This is a genomic window from Citricoccus sp. CH26A, from assembly GCF_000224415.1.
In the GTDB taxonomy this organism is placed as follows: Bacteria; Actinomycetota; Actinomycetes; order Actinomycetales; family Micrococcaceae; genus Citricoccus.
Genome location: NZ_AFXQ01000018.1, coordinates 22,158 through 41,792, shown reverse-complemented (window position 1 = coordinate 41,792; position 19,635 = coordinate 22,158). Strand labels below are relative to the sequence as shown.

At 71.0% G+C, this 19,635-nt stretch carries 18 protein-coding genes and 1 pseudogene; 10 read left to right on the top strand and 9 right to left on the bottom strand.

The features are described 5' to 3' along the window. The first annotated feature begins 9 nt into the window (after positions 1–9). The 10 genes from CITRI_RS0111430 (at position 10) to CITRI_RS0111390 (ending at position 10,380) form a co-directional block, all read left to right on the top strand. Positions 10–807, top strand: a complete 798-nt coding sequence (locus tag CITRI_RS0111430) for an IclR family transcriptional regulator (protein ID WP_010144949.1) — start codon at positions 10–12, stop codon at positions 805–807. A gap of 325 nt (positions 808–1,132) precedes the next feature. Continuing rightward, positions 1,133–2,461, top strand: a complete 1,329-nt coding sequence (locus CITRI_RS0111425) for a cytochrome P450 (protein WP_010144948.1) — start codon at positions 1,133–1,135, stop codon at positions 2,459–2,461. Positions 2,462–2,478: 17 nt separating this feature from the next. After that, complete coding sequence (locus CITRI_RS0111420) at positions 2,479–3,582, top strand: PEP/pyruvate-binding domain-containing protein (protein WP_010144947.1); 1,104 nt, start codon at positions 2,479–2,481, stop codon at positions 3,580–3,582. A gap of 58 nt (positions 3,583–3,640) precedes the next feature. Next, complete coding sequence (locus CITRI_RS0111415) at positions 3,641–5,566, top strand: PEP-utilizing enzyme (protein ID WP_010144946.1); 1,926 nt, start codon at positions 3,641–3,643, stop codon at positions 5,564–5,566. Beyond that, positions 5,559–6,359 carry an SDR family NAD(P)-dependent oxidoreductase gene (locus CITRI_RS0111410; RefSeq protein ID WP_010144945.1) on the top strand — a complete coding sequence of 267 codons (801 nt, stop codon included), beginning with the start codon at positions 5,559–5,561 and terminating at the stop codon, positions 6,357–6,359. The genes CITRI_RS0111415 and CITRI_RS0111410 overlap by 8 nt, the downstream gene beginning before the upstream one ends. An 8-nt stretch (positions 6,360–6,367) precedes the next feature. Then, entirely contained in the window at positions 6,368–6,688 is a 321-nt protein-coding gene (locus CITRI_RS0111405; RefSeq protein WP_010144944.1) for a 2Fe-2S iron-sulfur cluster-binding protein, read from the top strand. 44 nt (positions 6,689–6,732) lie between these two features. Beyond that, positions 6,733–7,692: an NAD(P)/FAD-dependent oxidoreductase gene (locus CITRI_RS17505; RefSeq protein ID WP_010144943.1), complete on the top strand. Its 960-nt coding sequence runs from the start codon at positions 6,733–6,735 to the stop codon at positions 7,690–7,692. Beyond that, a complete protein-coding gene (locus tag CITRI_RS20230) occupies positions 7,689–8,054 on the top strand; it encodes an oxidoreductase C-terminal domain-containing protein (RefSeq protein ID WP_010144941.1) in 366 nt (121 codons plus the stop codon). Before CITRI_RS17505 ends, CITRI_RS20230 begins: the two co-directional genes overlap by 4 nt. Beyond that, positions 8,051–8,824, top strand: a complete 774-nt coding sequence (locus CITRI_RS0111395; protein WP_010144940.1) for an HD domain-containing protein — start codon at positions 8,051–8,053, stop codon at positions 8,822–8,824. Before CITRI_RS20230 ends, CITRI_RS0111395 begins: the two co-directional genes overlap by 4 nt. Beyond that, on the top strand, positions 8,821–10,380 hold the full coding sequence (locus CITRI_RS0111390) for an aldehyde dehydrogenase (RefSeq protein WP_010144939.1): 1,560 nt from the start codon (positions 8,821–8,823) through the stop codon (positions 10,378–10,380). The genes CITRI_RS0111395 and CITRI_RS0111390 overlap by 4 nt, the downstream gene beginning before the upstream one ends. Before the next feature lie 108 nt (positions 10,381–10,488). On the opposite strand, the gene CITRI_RS17500 is transcribed toward CITRI_RS0111390, so the two are convergent. From CITRI_RS17500 to CITRI_RS0111345, 9 genes and pseudogenes are all read right to left on the bottom strand, one after another. Further along, the gene (locus CITRI_RS17500) at positions 10,489–11,031 is read right to left on the bottom strand and encodes a CarD family transcriptional regulator (RefSeq protein WP_040386317.1); all 543 of its coding nucleotides are present in this window, start codon (positions 11,029–11,031) and stop codon (positions 10,489–10,491) included. Between the two features lie 192 nt (positions 11,032–11,223). After that, positions 11,224–12,708, bottom strand: coding sequence for a helix-turn-helix transcriptional regulator (locus CITRI_RS0111380; RefSeq protein WP_010144937.1), 1,485 nt, complete (start codon positions 12,706–12,708; stop codon positions 11,224–11,226). Positions 12,709–12,936: 228 nt separating this feature from the next. Next, complete coding sequence (locus CITRI_RS0111375) at positions 12,937–13,944, bottom strand: amidohydrolase family protein (RefSeq protein ID WP_010144936.1); 1,008 nt, start codon at positions 13,942–13,944, stop codon at positions 12,937–12,939. Next, positions 13,944–14,942 (bottom strand): VOC family protein, encoded by a 999-nt coding sequence (locus CITRI_RS17495; RefSeq protein ID WP_010144935.1) that lies wholly within the window; start codon positions 14,940–14,942, stop codon positions 13,944–13,946. Before CITRI_RS17495 ends, CITRI_RS0111375 begins: the two co-directional genes overlap by 1 nt. Positions 14,943–14,954: 12 nt before the next feature. Continuing rightward, positions 14,955–15,994 (bottom strand): annotated as a pseudogene (locus tag CITRI_RS0111365) (PrpF domain-containing protein). Between the two features lie 25 nt (positions 15,995–16,019). Continuing rightward, positions 16,020–16,286, bottom strand: coding sequence for a hypothetical protein (locus tag CITRI_RS20620; RefSeq protein WP_010144932.1), 267 nt, complete (start codon positions 16,284–16,286; stop codon positions 16,020–16,022). Beyond that, a complete protein-coding gene (locus tag CITRI_RS20615; RefSeq protein ID WP_010144931.1) occupies positions 16,283–16,723 on the bottom strand; it encodes a 4-carboxy-4-hydroxy-2-oxoadipate aldolase/oxaloacetate decarboxylase in 441 nt (146 codons plus the stop codon). The genes CITRI_RS20620 and CITRI_RS20615 overlap by 4 nt, the downstream gene beginning before the upstream one ends. 226 nt (positions 16,724–16,949) lie before the next feature. Further along, positions 16,950–18,614 (bottom strand): dihydrolipoamide acetyltransferase family protein, encoded by a 1,665-nt coding sequence (locus tag CITRI_RS0111350; protein WP_010144930.1) that lies wholly within the window; start codon positions 18,612–18,614, stop codon positions 16,950–16,952. Between the two features lies 1 nt (position 18,615). After that, positions 18,616–19,626 carry an alpha-ketoacid dehydrogenase subunit beta gene (locus CITRI_RS0111345; RefSeq protein WP_141566084.1) on the bottom strand — a complete coding sequence of 337 codons (1,011 nt, stop codon included), beginning with the start codon at positions 19,624–19,626 and terminating at the stop codon, positions 18,616–18,618. Positions 19,627–19,635 lie beyond the last annotated feature (9 nt).

Below are 19,635 nucleotides of genomic sequence, written 5' to 3'. Positions count from 1 at the left end.
CTCCCGCTGATGGCCGGAGGCAGTCGCGACCCCGGCCGCACCGTCACGGACAAGGTCCTGTCCGTCCTGACCGCCTTCGAGAAGGAGCGCCGCTCCCTGGCCCTGACGGAGATCGCGGCGCTCGCGGACGTGCCCGTGAGCACGGCCCACCGCCTGGTGGGTGAGCTCACCGACTGGGGGTTCCTCTCCCGGACCCCCCAGGGCCGCTACCAGCTGGGGCTGCGCATCTGGGAACTGGCCCAGAACGTGGGGCGCCAGCTGCGAGAGACCGCCCGCCCCTTCATCCAAGACCTCTACTCGCTCACCGGGGAGACCTCCCAGCTCGCCATCCGGGACGGCAGCGAGGTGCTCTACATCGACCGCGTCTACGGCACCAAGCGCGTGCCCCGCGCCTCCCGCGTGGGGGGCCGGCTGCCGATGCACTCCACCGCGGTCGGCAAGGTCCTGCTGGCCTATGAGGAGCCCTGGGTGCTCGAGGCCTACCTCAACCTGGACCTGGAGGCCACGACCCCCCGGACCATCGTCCACCCCGGGCGGCTGGCCGCAGAGATCGCCCAGGTCCGGGAACAGGGCTTCGCCCAGACGCTGGAGGAGATCCGCGTGGGCGCCTGCTCGATCGCCGTGCCGGTCTTCCACACCGGCCGGATCGGCGCGGCCCTGGGCCTGGTCATCCCCTCGGAGCAGTCGGCCACGATGGAGAAGCACCTGCCGGCCTTGCGCGCGGTCAGTGCACGGATCGAGCGGGCCACGGCCCACATCCCGCTGGAGACCCTGCTCGAGTCCCACCACCTCGCCCACCGCGACTGAGGACCCCGGGCCCGCTGGCCCGCACGACCGGTCCGCACTACCGGCCCGCTCCACCGGCGCGACCCGCGGGCCCGCTCCCGCCCTGCCCTTCCCTCTCCGCCTTCCCCCACTCCGTCACGCCTCGACCTCCCTACGGGCCGGATCCGGCGTACTCGAAGTCACTTCCACTCAGTGGAACTACCATGACCCACATCACACTGCGAGACGCAACCATGGAGTCAGGCTCGCCGCGTGACGCGGATCACCCGTCCCGCGGCAGCCGCCAACTCGACAGCACGCGGCCAGACCGACGGGCCACCACCGGCGGCCACGGACAGGAGATGAGATGACCACCGAGTCAACCACCGCAGCACCGGCGGGGCAGTGCCCGTTCGGTCACGGCGGACCGGGCGCGCAGGACGCCGACGCAGCGACGCCCACCGACCACCACGGTTACCAGCCGTTCCAGATGAAGGACCCCTTCCCCTCCTACGCGGCTCTTCGCTCGGAGGAACCGGTGATGTTCGACGAGCGGATCGGCTACTGGGTGGTCTCCCGCTACGACGACATCAAGGCGGTCTTCGACGACTGGGAGACCTTCTCCTCCGAGAACGCCCAGGCCCCGGTCCGCGAGCGCGGCCCGCTGGCCACCCAGATCATGAAGGACGGTGGCTTCACGGCCTACTCCGGCCTGTCCGCCCGCGTCCCCCCGGAGCACACCCGCATCCGGGCCATCGCCCAGAAGGCGTTCACCCCGCGCCGTTACAAGGCCCTGGAGCCGGACATCCGCGCCAACGTGGTCTCCCGCCTCGAGGCCGTGGCCGCCCGTCAGGACCGCACCGGCGAGATGGTGCAGGACCTGGCCTACGAGATCCCCACCATCACCATCCTGACGCTGATCGGCGCGGACGTGTCCAAGATCGACACCTACAAGCGATGGAGCGACTCCCGGGCCGCCATGACCTGGGGGGACCTGACCGACGAGGAGCAGGTGCCGCACGCCCACAACCTGGTCGAGTACTGGCAGGAGTGCCAGCGTCTCGTGGCCGAGGCACACGCCCACGGTGGGGACAACCTCACCGCGGACCTGGTGCGGACCCAGCAGGAGGGTGGCGAGATCTCCGACCATGAGATCGCCTCACTGCTCTACTCCATGCTCTTCGCCGGCCACGAGACCACCACCACCCTGATCTCCAACTGCTTCCGCGTGCTGCTGGCTCACCGTGAGCAGTGGGAGGCCCTCGTCGAGGACCCGAAGAAGATCCCCGCGGCCATCGACGAGGTGCTGCGCTACTCCGGCTCGATCGTCGGCTGGCGCCGCAAGGCCCTCGCCGACGCCGAGGTGGGCGGCGTGCAGGTGAAGAAGGGCGACGGCCTGCTGCTGCTGATGGGCTCTGCCAACCGGGACGAGTCCCGGTTCGAGCACGGTGAGGACTTCGACATCACGCGGTCCAACGCCCGCGAGCACCTGTCCTTCGGCTTCGGCATCCACTACTGCCTGGGCAACATGCTCGCCAAGCTGCAGGCCAAGATCTGCCTCGAGGAGGCCGTGAAGCTGCTGCCGGGCCTGCGCCTGGACGATTCCGGCGGCGCCGCCGACGGTTCCGACATCGAATTCCGCGAGAACCTCTCCTTCCGCGTCCCGGTGGCCGTCCCGGTCACCTGGGCCGCCTGACCGACCAGGACTCCATCATGACGCTCAACCCCTACATCCAGTCGTTCGACGACGGCCGCGAGCCCGCCCTCGAGACCCTCGGTGGCAAGGGTGCCTCGCTGGTCTCCATGACGGCGGCCGGCATGCCGGTTCCTCCCGGGTTCGTGGTCACCACGGCCTCGTTCGACGCCTTCGTCCGCGAGGCCGGCATCACCGAGCACGTCCACACCCTGCTGGAGGGCCTGGACGCCGAGGACGTCGCCGAGGTCGACCGGGTCTCGGCTGCCATCCGCGAGGACCTGTGCAGCCGGCCGGTACCCGAGGCCGCCCGTGCGGCCGTCGTCGAGGCCTACGCCACGCTGATGGACGCCTGCGGCGGTGAGGTCCCGGTGGCCGTCCGGTCCTCCGCCACGGCCGAGGACCTGCCGGACGCCTCCTTCGCCGGCCAGCAGGACACCTACCTGTGGCTGACGGGCCGGGAAGCGGTCACGGAGCACATCCGGAAGTGCTGGGCCTCGCTGTACACCTCCCGCGCCATCATCTACCGGCTGAAGAACAACATCCCCAACGAGGGACTGTCCATGGCCGTGGTGGTGCAGAAGATGGTCAACGCCCGAGTGGCCGGGGTGGCCATCACCATGAACCCCGCCAACGGTGACCGGTCGAAGCTCACCATCGACGCCTCCTGGGGCGTCGGGGAGATGGTGGTCTCCGGTCAGGTCACCCCGGACAACATCCTCATGGACAAGATCACCCTGCAGGTCGTCACCGAGCACCTGGGCGACAAGCACGCCGAGCTGGTCCCGGACCCGGTCTCCCAGTCCCTGGTGGAACGCGAGGTCCCCGCCGAGCGCGCGGACATCCGCTGCCTCACGGACGCCGAGCTGACCGCCGTCGCCCAGATGGCCAAGCGCGCCGAGAAGCACTACAAGTGCCCGCAGGACATCGAGTGGGCTCTGGACGCGGACCTGCCGGACGGGGAGAACCTGTTGCTGCTGCAGTCCCGCCCGGAGACCGTGCACTCCAACGGCAAGGGCACCGCCGGCCAGGCCGCGGCCCAGCCGGCCCCGGCCACGCCCGCGGCTCCCGGCGGCTTCGACCTGAGCTCTATCACCTCCTCGCTCACCGGCATCGGCAAGTAACCCACCCACCTGACGACCCGCCCCGGATCCTTCCGGGTATCCCACGTTGGAGAGACCCATGACTGCCAAGAAGTCCTTCCCGAAGCCCTCCGAGCTGCCGGTTCCCGCCGGCGCCGAGGGCTGGGAGAAGCTCTACCCCTATTACCTGACCTTCCAGGAGAAGCGGAAGGACGAGGACGACGCCAAGTTCTGGTTCTGCGACTCCCAGCACTGGCCCACCGTGTTCAAGCCCTTCGAGACGATCGGCGGGGAGTTCGCGGTCAAGTGCCTGGGACAGTACAACGCCCGGCACCTGATGATCCCCAACGCCAACGGCATCGAGTTCCGCGTGCACCTGGGCTACCTGTACATGTCCCCCATCCCGGTGCCGGAGCAGGAGATCGCCGCGCGCGTGCCCGAGTTCCAGGCCCGCGTGGGCCACTACTTCCAGAACTGGGACACCCTGCTGGAGCAGTGGAAGAGGAAGGTCCGCGGGACCATCGACGAGATGGAGACCCTCGAGTTCAAGCCCCTGCCGGACATGGTCTCCATGGAGGACATCACCTCCGGCAAGGCCAAGGACGGCACCGAGGTGCTGCTGGAGAACTACGACCGGCTGATCCAGCTGGCGTACCAGAACTGGCAGTACCACTTCGAGTTCCTGAACCTGGGCTACATCGCCTACCTGGACTTCTTCAACTACTGCAAGGAGGTCTTCCCGGACATCCCGGACCAGTCCATCGCGACCATGGTCCAGGGCGTGGACATGGAGCTGTTCCGTCCGGACGACGAGCTCAAGGCGCTGGCCACCCTGGCCGTCGAGCTGGGCCTGCAGTCCCACTTCGCCCGTCCCGACGACGTCGAGGCCACCCTCGGTGCCATCGGTGCCGCGGACGGCGGGCAGCGCTGGCTGGACCGCTGGGCCGAGGCCCAGGACCCGTGGTTCAACTTCACCGTGGGCAACGGCTTCTACGGGCACGACAAGTACTGGAACGAGCACCTGGACATCCCCCTGGGCTACATCGCGGACTACATCCGCCGCCTGGACGAGGGCCAGACGATCATGCGCCCCACCGCCGAACTCGTCGCGGAGAAGGACCGGATCGTCGAGGAGTACCGCGAGCTGCTCGACGGCGACCAGCTGGCCGCCTTCGACGCCAAGCGCTCCCTGGCCGCGACCGCCTACCCCTACGTGGAGAACCACAACTTCTACATCGAGCACTGGACCATGGGCGTGTTCTGGCGCAAGGTCCGCGAGCTCTCCCGCACCCTGCACGGCTATGGCTTCTGGGAGCACGAGGACGACCTGCTGTACCTGCGCCGCAACGAGGTCCGGGACGTGCTCTTCGACCTGGCCACCGGCTGGGGCGTCGGCGCCCCCTCCGGACCGGTCGGCCCGGATTACTGGCCCGAGATCATCGCCGAGCGCACGGCCCTGGTCGCGGCCCTGAAGACCGCCCGCCCGGCCGCCGCCCTGAACACCCCGCCGGCCTCGATCACCGAACCGTTCACCCGCATGCTGTGGGGCATCACCACCGAGCAGGTCGAGTCCTGGCTCGGCGCCGGGGAGGAGGGCACCGAGGGCGTGCTCAAGGGCATGGCCGCCTCCCCCGGCGTGGTGGAGGGCGTGGCCCGCGTGATCATGGACTCCGACGACCTGGCCCAGATCCAGCAGGACGAGATCCTGGTCGCCCCGGTCACGGCCCCGTCCTGGGGGCCGGTCTTCGGCAAGATCAAGGCCACCGTCACGGACATCGGCGGGATGATGAGCCACGCCGCGATCGTCTGCCGCGAGTACGCCCTGCCCGCCGTCACCGGCACCGGCAGCGCCTCGACCTCCATCGTCACCGGCCAGCGGCTGCGCGTGGACGGCACCAAGGGCACCGTGACCATCCTGGACGGCCCCAACGCCGCCCCGCAGGTCGCCGGCCCCGGCGCCCACAGCCACCAGCACCCGCACGGCACCCCCGAGACGGCGGCCGCGGGAGAGCCGGCCCATGTCTGAGGTCCGTCCCGAGTCCCAGCCGGAGGCCCCGCAGCCCCCGACGCCGGCCGGCCGGCCGCGCACGGTGCTCGTCACCGGCGCCGCCGGGGGCCTGGGCCGGGCGTTCGCCGAGGGCTTCGCCGTCCGGGGTGACCGGGTCGCCGTCGCCGACATCAACCTCGACGGAGCCAACGCCACCGTGCGGTCCCTGGAGGAGGCGGGGGCCACGGCGGCCGCCTTCCAGGTGGACGTCACGGACCTGGACTCCGTGACCTCCCTGGCGCGGCAGGTGGCGCAGTTCGGGGACGGGGGCATCGACGTCGTGGTCAACAACGCGGCCATCTACGCGACCGTCACCCGCTCGCCCTTCGAGGAGATCGACCCCGCGGAGTGGGACCTGGTGATGGGGGTGAACCTCAAGGGGCCGTGGATGATGACCCGGGCCGTGAGCCCGTACCTGTCCACCGGCGCCCGCGTGGTGAACCTCTCCAGCGCCACCGTCTACTCCGGTTCCGCCCACTGGGCCCACTACGTGGCCTCCAAGGGCGGCGTGGTGGCCCTGACCCGGGTCCTCGCCAAGGAGCTCGGTGCCCGGGAGATCACCGTCAACGCCATCGCCCCCGGCTTCACCCTGACCGAGGCCAGCTACGGGCTGATGGAGGACGCCGAAACCTACGGGGTGGACCGCGGGTCCATCAAGCGGGCCTCCCGACCCGAGGACATCGTGGGCGCCGCCCTGTTCCTGGCCTCGCCCGAGGCCGGGTACATCACCGGCCAGACCATGGTCGTCGACGGCGGCCGCCAGTTCATCTAGGAGGAATCATGCCGACCATCCACTACACCGACGCCGCAGGCTCGACCATCGACATCAACGCCAACGTGGGCGACTCCGTCATGGAGACCGCCGTGCGCAACGGCGTGCCGGGCATCGTCGCCGAGTGCGGCGGTTCCCTGTCCTGCGCGACGTGCCACGTCTTCGTCCGGGAGGACGAGGTGGAGCAGTTGCCCGAGATGAGCGAGATGGAGGACGAGATGCTCTACGGCACCACCGAGGACCGCCGGGACAACTCGCGCCTGTCCTGCCAGATCAAGGTCACCGAGGGCATGGACCTGCACGTGACCACCCCCGAGACCCAGGTCTGACCGAGCGTCCCGGCCCCGCGCCGGGACCCGATCCAGGAGTTCCCATGAACACCCCCACCACCGAGCGGGCCGAGACGGGCCTGCTGATCATCGGCGCCAGCCAGGCCGGCGTCCAGCTGGCCATCTCCCTGCGCGGCACCGGCTTCGACGAGCACATCACCCTGCTGGGCGAGGAGGACCACCGCCCCTACCAGCGCCCCGCCCTGTCCAAGGAGTTCCTGCAGGACAAGGTCGACAAGGAGAACCTGATCTTCCGGTCCCAGGAGTACTGGGACGAGCACGACATCGAGCTCGTCAAGGGCGCCCGGATCGAGCGGATCGAGAGGAACACCGCTGCAGACGGGACCCAGGACGGTTCCGGCGTGGCCGTCGCCGCCGACGGCACCCGCTATCCGTTCCGCCGCCTCGCCCTGGCCGTCGGCGCCCGGGCCCGGCGACTGGAGATCGAGGGCGCGGAGCTGGACGGCGTGGTCTACCTGCGCAGCGCCGACGACGCCCTGGAGCTCAAGGCCCGCCTGGGCGACGTCCAGGACGCCGTGGTGGTCGGCGGCGGGTTCATCGGGCTGGAGGCGGCCTGTTCCCTGCACGGCATGGGGAAGAACGTCACCGTGATGGAGTACGGACCCCGCCTGGTCGGCCGGGCCGTGGGCGAGGACACCTCCGAGTACTTCCTGCAGGCCCACCGGGGCCGCGGCATCGACATCCGGCTGGGTGCCCGCATGACTCGCTTCGTGGAGGGCACCGGTGAGCGCGCCGGGACGGTCGCCGGCGTGGAGCTGGAGGACGGCACCGTGGTCGACGCCCAGCTGGTGCTCGTGGGCATCGGCGTCGTCCCGAACACCGAACTCGCCGAGCAGATGGGCCTGGCGGTGGACAACGGGATCGTGGTGGACCGCCACGCGGTCGCCTCGGACGGGACCACCGTGGCCGTCGGGGACGTCGCCAACATGCCGAACCCCTCCCCGGGGCACCCGAGGGCGAACGGATCCGGCTGGAGAGCGTGAACAACGCGATCGAGCACGCCAAGATCGCCGCCTACTCCCTCACCGGGCGCCGGGAGGAGTACGCGGGCATCCCGTGGTTCTGGTCCAACCAGGCCGACTTGAAGCTGCAGATCGCCGGTCTCACCCTCGGTTACGACTCCACCGTGGTGCGGCGGGACGACGCCAAGGGCAAGTTCTCGGTGCTGTACTACCGCGACGGCCAGGTCATCGCCGCGGACTGCGTCAACGCCCCGCTGGACTTCATGGCCGTGCGCAGCGCCCTCGGCAAGGGACAGAACATCCCCGCCGCGGCCGCCGCGGACCCCGCCGTCCCGCTCAAGTCCCTCGTGGTGGACCGGCACGTCCAGGAGGTCTCCGCATGAACCCCACCGACCAGCAGGCAACGCGGGCCGGCCAGCCCCGGCAGGACCACCCCGCCTGGGAGGCGGCCGATCCCGGCCAGCACGCCCGGGACCCGCGCGCCGTGGCCTTCACCGAGGCCTACCCCGAGCGTCCCATCCCCGCCACCGGCCCGGTGGACACGGCCCCCATCTCCACCTCCCCGGCCGTGGGCCTGGAGGCGCTGTGGGCGGCGATCGAACCGGAGTCCCGGACCCGGTCCAACGACATCCACCTGCCGACCTCCACCGCCTACGCCCAGCGGCTGTGCGACGCCTACCCGCAGGCCGACCGCGAGCTCGTGCTGGCCACGATCATCCTGCACGACACCGGCTGGGCCCACGTGGACGAGTCCCGGATCATCTCCGAGGGCTTCCAGGGGGACTGGCGCAAGGCCGCCATCCGCTACGAACACGAGGCCAGGGGCTGCGACGTGGCCCGCCGCGTCCTGCCCGGGCTCGGCTATGGCGCGGAGTTCGTGGAACGGGTCTGCGAGATCATCGACGGCCATGACACCCGCCAGGTCGCCTACTCTCTCGAGGACGCGCTCGTGCGCGACGCCGACCGGCTGTGGCGCTTCGACATCACCGGGGTGTGCGTGTCCTCCTCGTGGTTCGGGATGAACCCGGCCACCTACACCGACCGGCTCGACCGGGAGATCCTGCCCGAACTGATCACCGGGGCGGCCGTGCAGATGGCCAGCACCGACCTGGCCCGCACCCGCGGCCTGCTGCGCACGGAGGTGCTGCGATGAGCACGACTGCCGACGTCCCTGCCCGCGCCCACGCCGCGACCGACGCCAAGGCACGCCGCGCCGCCCTGGAGCTGCCGTACACGCACGTGGACGACTTCTTCATCAACGGCGCCTACGTCCCCGCCGCCGCCCCGGAGCGCACCCCGGTCACCGACCCGGCGACCGGCGAGGCCTGGGGCTCGGTCCCGGCGGCCACCGGCGCGGAGCTGGACGCCGCCGTCGGGTCCGCCCGGGCGGCACTGTCCGGATGGGGGGCGCTGAGCGCCGCCGAGCGCGCGCGGTACCTGGTGCGGATCGCGGAGGAGATCGAGGCCCGCGCCGAGCCGCTGGCCCTGACCAACACCCGGGAGAACGGTTCGCCGATCTCCGAGACCCGCGGCGCCGCCGCCAACGCGGCGGGCATCTTCCGCTATTTCGCCACCCTCGCGGACTGGCTGGACCACGACGACGTCCGGCCCTTCCCCGCCGGCGGCGCGGAGTCCGTGGTGGACAAGGACCCGGTGGGGGTGTGCGCGCTGATCGCCCCGTGGAACTTCCCCATCAACCTGGTGGTCATCAAGCTGGCCCCCGCCCTGCTGGCAGGCTGCACCGTGGTCATCAAGCCGGCCTCCCCCACGCCGCTGTCCCTGCGCTTCGTCATCGACGCGGTGCAGGCCGCGGGAGTGCCGGCCGGCGTCGTGAACCTGCTGACCGGTCCGGGACGGTTCGGGGACGCCCTGGTGCGCCACCCGGGCGTGGACAAGGTCGCGTTCACCGGGTCCACCCCGGTGGGCCGGAAGATCGCCGCGGCGTGCGGTGAGCTGCTCCGCCCGGTGACCCTGGAACTGGGCGGGAAGTCCTCGGCGATCGTGCTGCCGGACGCCGACCTGGACGCCATGTCCGCCGTGCTGGTGCGCTCCTGCATGCGCAACACCGGCCAGACCTGCTACATCTCCACCCGCATCATCGCCCCGGCCTCCCGGTACGAGGAGGTCGTGCGGATGGTCGGCGAGACGATCGCGGCAGGCCGCCAGGGAGACCCCCTGGACGAGACCACCGTGTTCGGGCCGGTGGCCACCCGCTCGCAGTACGAGACGGTCATGGAGTACGTGGACTCCGCCCACGCCGAGGGCGCCCGCGCGGTGACCGGCGGTGCCGCGGTGCCGGGAGGATCGCTCGGGGCCGGGCTGGAGGACGGCGTGTTCATCCAGCCGACGGTGTTCGCGGACGTCACCGCGGACATGCGGATCTCACGGGAGGAGATCTTCGGTCCCGTGATCTCGGTGCTGAGGTACGACGACGCCGGCGATTCCGGCGACTGGTCCGCCGACGAGGCCGTCGAGCTGGCCAACAACACCGAGTTCGGCCTGGGCGGGATCGTGTTCGGCGCCGACGAGGAGCGGGCCCTGGAGGTGGCCCGCCGGGTGGACTCCGGGTCCGTGGGGATCAACTTCTTCGGGTCCAACCACTCCGCGCCGTTCGGCGGCCGGCACGACTCCGGCATGGGCGTGGAGTACGGGCTCGAGGGGCTCAGCGCCTACCTCAGCTACAAGTCCATCCACCGCCGGACCCGCTGAACCGGCGGTCTTCGGCCAACAGTGACCCGCGAACGCGAGAAGCCCCGGATCCCCTGACGGGGAACGGGGCTTCTCGTCGTGTTGCGCGGAGAGACCGCGACCCGGGACTCAGGCCAGGGCAGGCTCCGCGTCCGCGGTGTTCTCGGCGAAGCCCAGCTCGTCCAGGGAGGCGCCGTTGGCCACGGCCTCCAGGACCTCGGTGGCCTCGTCCTCGGTGATCTCCAGGGCCAGGGCGACCTCGGCCACGAGCGGGGCCTGGGCGTTGCGGAACATGTCCTTCTCCGCCATGGACAGGCCCTTGGTGTCGCGGCGGCGGCCCAGGTCGCGGACCACCTCGGCGATCTGCTCGAGCAGTCCGGAGGCCACCTTCTCCTGGTTGGCCTTCATGCGGCGGGACCACTGCTTCTCCTCGACGCCGGTGGGCTCCTGGACGACCTCGAGCAGCCTGCGCAGGTGGGCGCGGTCGTAGACCTCGCGGACGCCGATCTCCTCCACCCTCGCCTCCGGGATGGAGACCACGAGGTTGTTGCTCCGGATCGTCAGCTCGATGTAGGTCACCTCCGCGCCCTTCACGGTGCGCTGGAAGGTGTTGGTGACGGTCGCCGGACCGTGGTGGGGATGAACAACGAGCTTGCCGGGGGTCAACTGCATGTACACGTCTCTTTCCTTCAGGGCGAAGGCCACTCCTCCGGAGTCCGGTCCCACCCTCGGGCCGGACGCGTTCCGTGAGATTGGCTGTCCTCCATTTTCTCACATCTGCGAGACATGTGCGCCCAGATGCCCTAGGCTTCTCCCCTTCGCGTCGCGGCAGGTCACGGCAGGTCGGGGGCGGCCGGCCGCCGGTCACCCCTCCTGGGCGCGCAGGAACTCGAAGACCTCCACCTCGTCGACTCCCGGGAACGCCCCGGAGGGCATCGCCGCGAGCAAGTGGGCGTTGGCGCGGGCGGCCGGCCAGGCGTGCCCGCCCCACTCGGCCTCCAGGTCCGGCGAGGGCAACCGGCAGCAGGAGGGGTCCGGGCAGCGGGAGACGGAGCGGGCGGTGGTCTCCTTGCCGCGGAACCAGCGGGCCGAGTCGAAGGGCACCCCGATGGACAACGAGTAGAACCCGGAGGAGTGGCCCTCCACCACGGCGGTGCACCAGTAGGTGCCGGCCGGGGTGTCCGTGTACTGGTTGAAGGCACGGAACCGGTCGCCCACGCCGAAGACCTCCCGCGAGGTCCAGTTCCGGCAGACCTGCTGGCCCTCGATGGCGCCGGTGTGATCGGCGGGGAAGGAGACGCCGTCGTTCTCGTAGGCCTTGTGGATGATCCCGGACTCGTGCACCTTCTGGAAGTGGCAGGTGATGCCCAGGTGCTCGGTGGCCAGGTTGGTGAACCGGTGGGCGGCGGACTCGTAGGAGACGCCGAAGGCGTCCCGGACGTCCTCGATGGCCAGGTCCTTCTCCGCCTTGGCGTTCTTCAGGAACTTCACCGTCTCCTTCTGCGGCATCATCAGTGCCGCGGCGAAGTAGTTGGTGTAGACCCGCTGGCGCAGGTAGTCCGAGTAGTCCACGGGCTCACCGTGGCCGAGCACGTACGCGCCGATGGCCTGCAGCAGCACCGAGCGCTGGTCGTGGTCCGGGTTCCGCGCGCGGGAGAGGTAGAACCGCCGGTTCTTCAGGTCCGTCACCGAGCGGGTGGAGTGCGGCAGGTTGGACACGGAGCGGACCGAGAAACCCAGGTGCTCCGCCAGGTCGGCGGCGGCATGATGGCTCAACGGTCCCCCGGAGTGCCCGACGGCGTCCAACAACTGCTGCGCCTGGCGCTCCAGTTCGGGGTAGTGGTTGTTGCGTTCCTTCATCTCCTGGCGCAGCTCGGAGTTGGCCCGGCGCGCCTCCTCCGGGGTGGCGGCCTGTTCCTCCATCCGCCGGTTCAGCTCGGCCTCCAGGCCGGCGATCACTTCCAGGACCTCGGTGGGAGTGCGCGGGGAGATCTTGATCTGCGGCAGCCCCAGGCTCGCGTAGTGCTCGGTGCGCTGGGCCTTCTCGACCGCGATCTCCAGTGCCGCCCGACGGCTCGGTGCCTCCGTGGCCAACAGGTCCTCCACGGAGCTCCCGTGCAGGGCGGCCAGCCGGGAGAGCAGGGTCAACCGGGGTTCGCGCTTGCCGTTCTCGATCAGGGACAGGTGCGAGCCGGTGGCCCCCACCGCCTCCGCCGCCTGGTCGAGGGTCAGCCCGGCCTCCTTGCGCAGGTGCCGCAGTCGGCGCCCGAGCACGACGGGGTCGAGCTCGTCGGCCTGCAGCCCCGCGCGCGAGGTGTCGTCGGTGGGGGCCGGGGTGGTGATCGCCATCACGTCATAATAGTCAATTCCACGGTTCTTGTCGCGCAAAGCGCCCAGCCTCGACGCGAAGAATGGACAATGTCGCGTTTATTGACTCTCGGGACCGGGCCATCCTGGTCGTCGACCGCTGCTCACCGCCGAACGGGACCTCCTGGCGTTCCAGGACGGCGCGCGTCCGGCGCGAGGGTGAGGGCGTCGTCGGGCGGGCACGTCACCGGGAGTTGGACCCCGCACCTCTCACAGCCACCGTGCCAGGCGCGGATACACCCTGCGGGCGTTGCCCTCCTGGATCTGCGCCAGGGTCTGCGGGTCCAGGCCCGCGGCCTCGACGTACCGTCGCGTGTCGTCGAAGTAGTGTCCCGTGCACGGATCGATGTCCCGCACGGCCCCGACCGTCTCCGAGGCGAACAGCACGTTCTCGGCGGGCACCACCTCCAGCAGCAGGTCGATGCCGGCCTGGTGGTACACGCACGTGTCGAAGTAGACGTTCCCCAGCAGGTGCTCCGAGAGCTCCGGCTTGCCCAACGCCATCGCCAGCCCACGGAACCGCCCCCAGTGGAACGGCACGGCGCCGCCACCGTGCGGGATCACCAGGCGCAACCCGGGGAACCGGGAGAACAGGTCGCCCTGGATCAGCTGCATGACCGCCGTGGTGTCGGCGTTGAGGTAATGCGCGCCGGTGGTGTGGAAGGCGGGGTTCACGGACGTGGAGACGTGGACCATCGCCGGGACGTCCAGCTCGATCATCCGCTCGTAGACGGGGAACCAGTACTCGTCGGTCAACGGCGGCGAGGTCCAGTGCCCGCCGGAGGGATCCGGGTTGAGGTTGACCGCCACCGCGCCGAGGTCCTCGACGGAGCGCGTCATCTCGTCCAGGACCGTCTCCGTGGGCACGCCGGGAGACTGCGGGAGCATGGCCGCGGGCGCGAAGCGACCGGGGAAGAGTTCTGCCACCCGGGCACACAGGTCGTTGCAGATGCGGGCCCACGCCCGGGAGGTCTCGACGTCCCCCACGTGGTGGGCCATGAAGGACGCGCGCGGGGAGAAGACGGTGAGGTCGATGCCGCGCTCGTCCATGAGCCGCAGCTGGTTCTTCTCGATGGTCTCGCGGATCTGGTCATCGGTGATGACCGGTCCGGCCGGGTCCGGCTCCGGACCGCCGGACAGCGCGGCGACCTGCTGGTCGCGCCAGTGCTGCAGCGGTGCGGGCGCCGTGGTGTAGTGCCCGTGGACGTCGATGATCATCAGTGGACCCGTCCTTCCAGGGCGGCTCGGTCGATCTCCTCCTGGTTCTCCACGAAGGGGGTTCCGTGGGTGTGGAAGGTGGGCACGGTCTTCATGCCCCAGGCCTGGCCCTTGGCGCGTTCGGCCTCGGACCACTCCACCACCGGCCAGTCCGGGTCCAGGATGAGGCGGGCCTGGGCGTTGGCGAACTCGATGCGGTTGCCACCCGGCTCCCACACGTAGAGGAAGAACGTCTGGTTGATGGCGTGCTTGTACGGCCCGTACTCGATGTAGATGCCGTTCTCGAGGCAGATGTCGGCCGCCCGGAGGATGTCCTCGCGGCTGTCCGGGGCGAAGGCGAAGTGGTGGAAGCGGCCCCGCTCACCGGTCCAGTCCGCGGAGTACACGACGTCGTAGGACTTCTGGTGGAAGCGGAACCACCGGGCGCCGTACCCGCCGTCGTCCAGCGCCACGCGCTCGGACTCGCGGGACATCATCACGTCACTCCAGAACTCGCCGCAGGCGGTGACGTCGCTGGCGAGGTAGTTGATGTGGTCCAGACGGCGGACGTTGATGCCGCGTCCGGGGTAGGCGGCGGCCTGGTTCTTCAGCGCCGGGCGGTCCTGGTCGTCCGGCACGTAGTGCTCGGTCTCGTAGTACAGGGCCATCAGGTGCCCGTCGGGGTCCTCGAACTCGTAGGAGGGGCCCACGCCGACCTCGGGGTCGCGCCAGCCGTGGCCCAGCCCGGTCTTCTCGATCGCGGCGACGCGCCGCTGCAGGGCGTCCTCGCTGGTCGCGCGGTAGAGCGTGCGTCCCACGCCATTGGTGTCCGACGCCGTCAGCTTGAGCGAGTACTGCTGGTACTCGTCCCAGCAGCGCAGGTAGGCCGAGTCACCGATGCGCTCGACCTCGCGCATCGCCAGCAGGTCGCGGAAGAAGTGCAGGCTCTCCTCGAATTTCGGGGTGAAGAGCTCGACGGCGCCCATGTGGGCCAGGTCGAAGTTCTCGGGATGTGCCATGGCGGGGTCCTTTCAGAGGCGGGGCCGGGGGAAGACCCGGCCGTCGAAGATCTTGCGGGTGGTCCGGACGGAGGTGCTGGTGGCGCGCCACGTCCCCTCGTCGTCGCAGGTCACGCTGACCTGGGCGGGGAAGATGCCGGAAGGGTGTTCGATGAGGTCCGGGCCGCCGTCGGGCAGCACGGCGAGTTCGGAACCGACCGCACCGGGCAGGCGGATCCCGGCGGCGACGGACGCGGCCATCAACACGCCGATGGCCGCGTGGACCCGGTGCGGGATGAAGGCCCGGGTGGAGATGGCGCCGCCGGCGCGGGGCGCGGAGAGCAGGAACATCTTCGGGACGGTCTGCCCCGTCACGTCCCCCAGCCCCATGAGCGGCCCCGCCTGCCGGCGGACGCCCTCGAGGGCCTCGGCCAGTCCGGGACGGGACTCGAGGTCCTCGGGAGCCTCCTCGCCGGTGACGCCGAACTCCGCGGCGCGGAGCAACACGACCGGCATCCCGTTGGAGACGAGGGTGGCCTCGTGACCGTCGATCGTGTCGGTGACGTTGCCGGTGGGCAGGAGCGAGCGCTCCGGTCCCGCCCCGACATCCAGGCGGATCCCGCCGGCGGTGCCGGGCACGCCGTCTATGCCCACGTCGCCGTCGTAGTCGACCCGGCCGTCCGGGGTGGCGAACGTCGCGGTCGCGACGTCGCCGGTGTTGAGCATGCGGACCCGGATCGAGGTCGTGGACGCCTCGGCGTCGACGAGGCCTCGTTCGACCGCGAACGGGCCGACGCCGGCCAGCAGGTTCCCGCAGGTCTGCGTGGTGCCGACGACAGCCTCGTCCACGCCGAGCTGGAGGAACAGGTAGTCGACGTCGATGCCGGCCACCTCCGAGCGGGAGACGATCGCGGCCTTGCTCGTCAGCGGGTGGGCCCCGCCGATCCCGTCGACCTGGCGGGGTCCGGGGTGCCCATGATCCGCAGCAGCAGCGCGTCACGCTCATCCGGGTCCTCCGGCACGTCCGTGGCGAGGAAGAAGACGCCCTTGCTGGTGCCGCCGCGGATCAGCATGCACGGGACGCCGTCGCGGACGGGATCACCGGCCACGGCGGTACTCGGCCTGGGTGGTGTACTCGACGCCGAGTTCGGACAGGAGGGAACGCAGTCCCTTGCGGTCCAGGCTCAGCTCGGTGCCGGCGGCGTAGGCCGCACGGTCGGCCTCCTCCTTGGCCGCGCGCGCCTCGGCGGCGGCCAAGGCCTCGGCGGCGTGGTCCTGCGGGACCACGACGACGCCGTCGTCGTCCGCGATGACCACGTCACCGGGCTCGACCCGCACCCCCTCGACGATGACCGGCACGTTCACCGATCCCCCGTGGCCTTGACGGTGCCCTGCGAGAACACCGCGGCGGCCCAGACGGGGAAGTCCATGTCCCGCAGGTCCTGGGTGTCCCGGACGCCGGTCGTGGTGACGAGGCCGCGCACGCCGCGGGCCTTGAGCGCCGTCGCGAAGAGGTCACCGAAGGCACCGTCGACCGAGGGCGAGGTGGTGGTGACCACCAGGACGTCACCGGGGCGCACCTGTTCGACGGCCGCGTGGATCATGAGGTTGTCACCGGGCTGGCCGATGACGGTCACGGCCGTTCCCGCGATGCGCACGCCCTGCTGGATCGGCCGCAGCGACGGACCCGCCAGGCCGGTGCGGCCCATCGCCTCATGGACGGTGGCCACCCCGTGCCGGGCCAGGGCGTCGACCACCGCCCCGTCCGTGCGCGAGATGTCCGTGACGACGACGCCGCTCATGCCCCACTCCTGGAAGGTCGAAGGATGAAGGGCCTCAGCACTGCCGCGCGGGCGGCGAGACCCTCGTACTCTCCCCTCATTAGGGCATGCGCCTCATTGGATTGTCAACAATTTGATACACAATGTGTCGGCCCGGGGCCAGGCCACGGGGTCCGGCCTGTCCAGGACACCGGTGGGCGACGGTGGGGCACTGCGGTGGAGGCGCCCACCCGCAGTGCCCCACCGATCACACGTCCGCCAGCAGCCCCACCGGGTTCTCGAAGCAGTCGGCCACGAACCGGAGGAAGCCGCCGGCCTCTCCCCCGTCGCAGACGCGGTGGTCGAACACCAGGGACAGCTGCATCACCTTGCGCACGGCCAGCTGGCCGTCCACCACCCACGGCCGGTCGATGATCCGCCCCATCCCGAGGATCGCGACCTCGGGATGGTTGATGATCGCCGCGGAACCGTCCGTGCCGAAGATGCCGTAGTTGTTGATGGTGAACGTCCCGCCGGACAGTTCCTGCGGCGTGCCCCTGCCGGAGCGGGCCAGCTCGGTCACCCGGCGCAACTCGGCCTGCAACTGCCGCGCGCTCATCCGGTGGGCGCCGCGGATGGAGGGCACCACGAGCCCGCGGTCGGACTGCACCGCGACGCCGAGGTTGATGCCGTCGAAGGACACGATGCGGTGTCCGCCCTCGCCGTCCTCCTCGAACCGCTGCGCGAGCGCCGGGTACTTCGCCAGGCCCGCGAGCGCGAACCGGGAGGCGAACGCCAGCACGCCGGGGACCTGTTCGTCCCCGCGCGCCTTCATCGCGGCGCGCAGGTCCAGCAGCGGGGTGACGTCCACGTCCACCCACACGGTCGCCTCGGGGATCTCCCGACGCGATCGGGACATCGCCGCCGCGGTCGCCTTGCGCACACCGGACACCTTCTCGACGCCGGCCACACCAAGTCCCGTGCGTGCGTCCAGCTCCCCGGCCGGGGCCGCTGCACCGGCCGGACCCGCCGCTCCGGCGGACGCCGCGAGCGCGGCCTCACCGGCCGGCGGTGCGGAGGGGACGCCCTCGCTCTCCGGGGCGATCCCGACGGCGGCCATCACGTCCGCGCGCATCACCAGTCCGCCGGGGCCCGAGCCGCGCACGGCGGACAGGTCCACCGCATGGTCACGGGCCAGCTTCCGCACCAGCGGGTTGACCACGCGCGGGGCGTGCCGCTGGCCGTCGTCGTGGCGCCCCACCGGGGCATCCGGTGCACCGGCCCCTCGGTCACCGGCAGGGGCCTGCTCTGCGGCCTGGGCGAACACGGCGTGCGTGGACGGCCCGTCGTCCCTCGTACCGGCCGGCCCCTGGGGCGCGCGTCCAGCGGTGGCGGTCGCCGGCCCGCCGCCCGTCCCCTTCCGGCGCCGGGTCCGGCCCCTGGCCGCACCCCCGGGGGTGCCGTACCCGATCAGCACGTTGCCGGAGCCGCCGTCGTCCTCGGCGTCGGGACCGCTCTCATCCGCGGCGACCACACCGGCCTCGGCCGCCGCCTCCGGGTGCGCGCCGGCCCGCTCCTCCTCGGTGTAGGACTGGGCCCCCTCCACGGGGACGGTCCCGGCCCAGTCGGCGTCGGTCGGGGCGGCCGCCGATCCCGCGGATCCGGGACCGGCGGCAGGAGCACCCGGCCCGGTCCCGTCCTCCACGGACACCAGGGGCCTGCCCACGTCCAGCGTGGTGCCGGCCTCGGCGTGCAGCGTGGTGACGATGCCGCCGAAGGGGCTGGGCACCTCCACGAGGGACTTCGCCGTCTCCACCTCGACGATCGGCTGGTCCACGGCCACCGTGTCCCCGGCGGAGACGAGCCAGCGGATGATGTCGGCCTCGGTCAGGCCCTCTCCCAGGTCCGGGAGCAGGAACGTGCGGACAGTCATCTCAGTCCTCCCATTGCAGGTCGTCGACGGCGTCCAGGATGCGGTCCACCCCGGGCAGGAAGTGGTGCTCCAGCTTCGGCGCCGGGTAGGGGATGTCGAAGCCGGTCACCCGCAGGACGGGTGCGGCCAGTGAGTGGAAGCAGCGCTCCTGGACCCGGGCGGCGATCTCGGAGGCCACGGACGCGAAGCCGGACTCCTCGGAGATCACGATCGCCCGTCCGGTCCTGCGGACGGACTCGGACACGGTGGCGTCGTCGAACGGCACGATCGTGCGCACGTCCACCACCTCGAGCGAGCGCCCCTCCTCCGCCGCCGCGGCGGCCGCGGCCAGGGCGGTGGGCACGGAGGGCCCGTAGGCGATCAGGGTGGCGTCGCTGCCGGTGCGCGCGATGGCGGCCCCGCCGGACTCCACGGCCGCCCGCGGACCGGTGCCGGACGCGGCCCCGGACTCGTACTGCTCGCGCAGCGCGTCCAGGTCCACCCGGTCCTTGGAGAAGTACAGCTTCTTGGGCTCCATGAAGACGATCGGGTCGTCGGAGTCGATGGCCGCGCGCAGCAGCAGGTAGGCGTCGGCCACGGTGGCCGGGGTGACGACCTTCAGCCCCGGGGTGTGCGCGTAGTACGCCTCGGAGGAGTCGCAGTGGTGCTCCACGCCGCCGATGCCCCCGGCGTACGGGATGCGGATGACGATCGGCATGGGCAGGGCCCCGCGGGTGCGGTTGGACATCTTGGCGATGTGCGAGGCGATCTGCTCGAACGCCGGGTAGGCGAAGGCGTCGAACTGCATCTCGATGACCGGGCGCATCCCGTTGATCGCCATGCCCACGCTCATCCCGGCGATCCCGGACTCGGCCAGCGGGGTGTCGAAGCAGCGGTCCGTGCCGAACCGGGCGGCCAGCCCGTCGGTGATGCGGAAGACTCCGCCGAGGGTGCCCACGTCCTCTCCGAAGACCACGACGCCGGCATCGGCCGACAGCGCATCGGCCAGGGCCGCGTTGAGGGCCTTGGCCATCGTGACCGG